This is a genomic window from Rhizobium sp. P1_E1 (assembly GCF_056406015.1).
The window spans coordinates 1-1,396 of the sequence record NZ_JBFUAY010000494.1 but is presented as its reverse complement, the minus strand read 5'-3'; the positions used below and the strand labels follow the sequence as shown (position 1 = coordinate 1,396).

Below are 1,396 nucleotides of genomic sequence, written 5' to 3'. Positions count from 1 at the left end.
GTAGACAGGTAGACCTCGCCACCTTTCTCGATTTTTGAGACGGCGGCCTGCWGCACATTTAATCGGGCTGCCATGTCGGCTTGCGTCAAACCCGAGAGCAGGCGCAGACGGCGCAGATCGAGGCCATCGGCGTGCCCGACGCGGGATCCCTGTGCTTGCGTCGCCTCGATGATTCTGCCGGCCAATTTACCCATGCGTGTGCTCCGTTTCTCGGTACGTACCGCAACGGCTTATTCCTTGCAAGGAATATTCGGGTTGATTGTTCCGTATTCCAAAGTTAGGTTGATGACTAATTGGAATATCCCTTTGGAAAAGGAGTCGACCTTCGATCTCTGCATCTTTTGTCGCGAGAATGCTTCCTCATCACGTTCCGTAGAACACATCATTCCCGAGTCTCTCGGCAATATCGAGCACGTTTTGCCGGCAGGGATCGTTTGCGACCGGTGCAACAACTATTTCGCACGAAAGATCGAAGGACCATTGCTCGAGAGCGCCTACTTCAGGCATCTTCGCTCTCAAATGTCGATCGCGAACAAGCGAGGGCGAATCCCATCGATGAGGGGCATGTTACCTCATCTCGGAATGGGCGTAGATGTGTGGATGGATCGGGACTCTATCGCCGTCGAGCCATTGGATCCCGGTCGAAGAGGTGACTTTGAGCGATCGTTGCTTGCGGGACAGCCTGGCCGGCTTGTTCTCCCAGTTTCAAATCCGGACGATGTCGATCGGAAACTCATGTCCCGCTTTCTGTTGAAGGCGGCGATGGAGGCGTTGGCACTACGGACCATGGAGGTAGAAGGCTGGCGCAAACAACTTCTGGACATGGAAGCGCTGGATCCCCTTCGGCGATTTGTGAGGGTCGGCGATCAACCACTTAAATGGAACTATCTACGCCGCTCCCTCTATCCGCACGACGCGTTTTTCAGCGAGGATTCCGAGATCTATGAAGTCCTTCACGAATTCGACTTCGTCCATACGGAAGACAAAAGACTGTTCTTTTTCATCGCGATTTTCGGAGAGGAGTATGGGATTGATATGAGCGATCCTGACTCAGACGCCCTAGGTCGGTGTCTGAGCAAGATGGAAGGACGTAGTCCGCTTTATACATGACGTTGACGACCGTAGTTGGATCAGGATCGTCGCCAGAAAACCGGACAATTGGCAAGACATTGCGGTTTCAGCCGTTGGTAAGATAAATCATTGCCTTCTGAGTGATCGCCTCGGTTTGCTCTTCCTCAGGTTCGAACACGTCCCGGCGTTCTTCCTTTCGGCTGACCAATTGCGACACGATAACTTCGGGGAACTCCGCATTCTCAAGTTCATTTCCACCGCCGTCCTCGCGCGGCGACGGATGACTTGGCGCCAAGTTGCTGAGCGTTTCAGCGCGTCCTAGAAC

At 53.8% G+C, this 1,396-nt stretch carries 3 protein-coding genes; 1 reads left to right on the top strand and 2 read right to left on the bottom strand.

The window, feature by feature from the left end:
* The coding region (locus tag AC1D1Z_RS37425; RefSeq protein ID WP_477853873.1) for a helix-turn-helix domain-containing protein at positions 1-194 on the bottom strand (194 nt) is incomplete at its 3' end.
* Here AC1D1Z_RS37425 and AC1D1Z_RS37420 point away from each other — a divergent pair.
* Entirely contained in the window at positions 193-1,110 is a 918-nt protein-coding gene (locus AC1D1Z_RS37420; protein WP_477853872.1) for an HNH endonuclease, read from the top strand. The two genes, AC1D1Z_RS37425 and AC1D1Z_RS37420, sit on opposite strands and share 2 nt — an antisense overlap.
* 67 nt (positions 1,111-1,177) lie before the next feature.
* Here AC1D1Z_RS37420 and AC1D1Z_RS37415 read toward each other — a convergent pair.
* The coding region (locus AC1D1Z_RS37415) for a hypothetical protein (protein WP_477853870.1) at positions 1,178-1,396 on the bottom strand (219 nt) is incomplete at its 5' end.